A 3272-nucleotide genomic window follows, 5' to 3' on the forward strand; every position below is an offset into this window, starting at 1 on the left:
ATGGCGGTTTTCCCTGGCACAGTGATGTGTTAAACCCGGTGTCTCAGGGTTCATCAGTTTGAGTTAAATAGACAAAGCAGTTATTCAACCATAATATTTTAAAAAGAAATGCAAATTATGGGAGTCACTTCCGACAAAATTCATGAATTAAGGCTAAAAGAGAAAAAGATCAAGGCCATGGGCGGTGAAAAAGTCCTGGCTAAACGCCGTGAAAAGGGCGTTCTTAACGCCAGGCAGCGTCTTGGTCTGTTGTTTGACGCAGGTACCTTCAGGGAACTGGACATGTTCGTGACCCACCGGTGTACCAATTTTGGCATGGAAACCAAGGAAATTCCCGCGGACGGTGTAATAACCGGGCACGGAAAGGTGGATGGCCGCCTGGTCTTTGCCTATGCCCAGGATTTTACGGCCTCGGCAGGATCCCTGGGAGAAATGCAGGCCAAAAAGATCTGTAAGGTCATGGATCTGGGCATAAAAGCCGGCGCTCCTGTCATCGGCATGAACGATTCCGGCGGTGCCCGGATTCAGGAGGGCATTGACGCCTTGTCCGGTTACGGCGAAATCTTTTTTCGTAATTCCGCCGCTTCGGGTGTGATCCCGCAGATTTCGGCCATCATGGGTCCCACGGCAGGCGGGGCCGTTTATTCTCCGGCCATGACTGATTTTATTTTCATGGTTAAGGAGTCCTCGTACATGTTCATCACCGGCCCCAATGTCATCAAGGCGGTTACCGGCGAGGTGATTTCCTTTGAGGAGCTTGGCGGGGCCATGACCCATAACGAAAAGTCAGGGGTAGCCCAGTTCGCCTGTGAATCGGATGAAGACTGCATTGAACAGATCAAGCAGCTTTTATCCTTTCTGCCGTCCAATAACATGGAAGATCCCCCGGTCAAACCCACGGATGATTCCCCGCATCGCATGGCCCCGGCCCTTGACACCATTATTCCGGATAAATCCAACCAGGCCTATGATGTCAAACAGGTCATTGCCGCCATTGTGGACGACGGCTATTTTTTCGAACCCCACCAGTATTTTGCCAGAAACATTGTGATCTGTTTTGCCCGGCTCAACGGCCGTCCCATAGGCATCATTGCCAATCAGCCCATGATTATGGCCGGCTGCCTGGATATTGATGCCTCTGACAAGGCTACCCGGTTTATCCGGTTTTGTGACGCCTTTAACATTCCCATGCTGACCATTGCCGATGTGCCCGGGTATCTTCCCGGTTCCAACCAGGAGTGGGGCGGGGTCATCCGGCACGGGGCAAAACTTCTGTGGTGCTACGCCGAAGCCACGGTGCCCAAGCTTTTGCTGATCACAAGAAAGGACTATGGCGGATCATATATCGCCATGTGCTCCAAACATCTTGGTGCGGACATGGCCTTTGCCTGGCCCATGGCTGAAGTTGCCGTCATGGGGGCCGAAGGCGCGGCAAATGTCATCCATGCAAGGGAGATTAAGAATGCCGAAGACCCGGCAGCCATGCGCAAGCAGAAAATAGATGCGTACAATGCACAATTCTCCAATCCCTATTGTGCCGCAGCACGGGGGTATGTGGATGCCGTGATCGTGCCGAGTGAAACCCGGCCAAGGCTCATAGATGCCCTTGAGGCCGTGGCAACCAAACGGGAATACCGCCCGGCCAAGAAACACGGAAATATTCCGGTGTAACAGCCATGGGCTGGCCTGGCGGCACCTATGCTTAATCTTTGAAACCGTTTAAAAAGCCAAGGAGACCTTTTTCATGAAAAACAAAAAACTGGCTGCGGTCATGGCTGCTGTTTACATGTATATCAGAATGGAAGAGGAGGCAGCCGTTGCTGCCATGCAAATCCGGGCCAAACCTTTGGCTCCTGCCCCTGTTGGACAGATGAACCTTTGGGGCCTTTCCGGCCGGCAGGCGATTATGAACGGCAATGCAATGATACGGCAAAGAATGCTGAAATGATAAAACACAAGACAATTTTATAATATATGTAGGATATTATGACCGATCACAATGAAGTTAAAATGGTTGAGATGGATTATTCCCAAGCGCGGCCTAAGGCAAAAAAACCTCTGAAAATTGAGGATCTTTCCCTGCGGGACGGCCATCAGTCATTGTTTGCCACCCGGGGCCGCACCGAGGATATGATCCTTGTGGCCGAGCAGATGGATGACATCGGGTTCTGGGCTGTGGAGGTCTGGGGCGGGGCCACCTTTGACACCATGCACCGGTATCTCAACGAAGATCCCTGGCAGCGGATTCGCACCCTGAAACGGTATTTCAAAAAAACCCCGCTTTCCATGCTGCTGCGTGGTCAGAATCTTGTGGGGCACCGTAACTATGCCGATGATCTGGCCGAACTTTTTGTTAAAAAGGCCGTGGAAAACGGGCTGGACATCTTCAGGACCTTTGATGCCCTCAATGATTACAGAAATTTTGAGACCGTGGTGCCTGTTATCAAAGCGTGCGGTGCTCATTTCCAGGGCTGCATCTGCTATACCCTGACAGAGCCCCGCCTGGGCAAAGGGGTGTATAATCTGGACTATTATGTGAAAAAGGCCAAAGACCTTGAGGATATGGGCGCTGACTCCATCTGCATCAAGGATGTGGCAGGGCTGATGTCCCCCTATGACGCCTTTGAACTGGTAAAAGCGCTGAAGGCCGAAGTCACCCCCCTGATCCACCTGCATTCCCATTTTACTACGGGCATGTCCCCCATGACCCAGCTCAAGGCTGTAGAGGCAGGGATTGACATCATTGATACCTGTATGACGCCCTATGCATACAGAACATCCCATGCCGCACTGGAACCCCTTGTGATGAGCCTCATGGGCACCAGCCGGGATACGGGATTTGATATCAAGGCCCTTACCCGGATCAATGAGACCCTGGAAAAAGAGGTGATACCCAAATATAAGCACCTGCTGGACGACACCAGGGTTTCCCAGATCGATATCAATGTGCTTTTGCACCAAGCCCCTGACTTCATGCTCGCCAATCTGGTGAAACAGCTCCGGGAAATGGATGCCCTGGACAAAATTGATGAGGTGTACAAAGAACTGCCCAGGGTCAGAAGAGAACTGGGCCAGATTCCGCTTGTGACGCCCACTAGCAGGATTGTGGGCACCCAGACGGTTAATAATGTGCTTTTTGACACCAAGGAAGAGCGCTACAAAATGATTACGGCCCAGGTCAAGGATCTGTGTTACGGCCTGTACGGCAAAACTCCGGTTCCCATTGATGCCGAAGTTCAGAAAAAGGCGCTCAAGGGGTATGAAAGGGGCGA

At 51.8% G+C, this 3272-nt stretch carries 3 protein-coding genes; all 3 read left to right on the top strand.

The window, feature by feature from the left end:
• The first annotated feature begins 117 nt into the window (after positions 1-117).
• Positions 118-1671: an acyl-CoA carboxylase subunit beta gene (locus AB7U36_RS21145; protein WP_428161604.1), complete on the top strand. Its 1554-nt coding sequence runs from the start codon at positions 118-120 to the stop codon at positions 1669-1671.
• 73 nt (positions 1672-1744) lie between these two features.
• Positions 1745-1948, top strand: a complete 204-nt coding sequence (locus tag AB7U36_RS21150) for a hypothetical protein (protein WP_428161602.1) — start codon at positions 1745-1747, stop codon at positions 1946-1948.
• 38 nt (positions 1949-1986) lie between these two features.
• Positions 1987-3272: pyruvate carboxylase subunit B (locus tag AB7U36_RS21155; protein WP_428161603.1), on the top strand; the 1286-nt coding region annotated here is incomplete at its 3' end.

The organism is Desulfobacter sp. (assembly GCF_050177295.1).

Coding starts and splice junctions, on each gene's coding strand:
- AB7U36_RS21145 (WP_428161604.1), top strand. CDS start 118: ATGGGAGTCACTTCCGACAAAATTCATGAATTAAGGCTAAAAGAGAAA.
- AB7U36_RS21150 (WP_428161602.1), top strand. CDS start 1,745: ATGAAAAACAAAAAACTGGCTGCGGTCATGGCTGCTGTTTACATGTAT.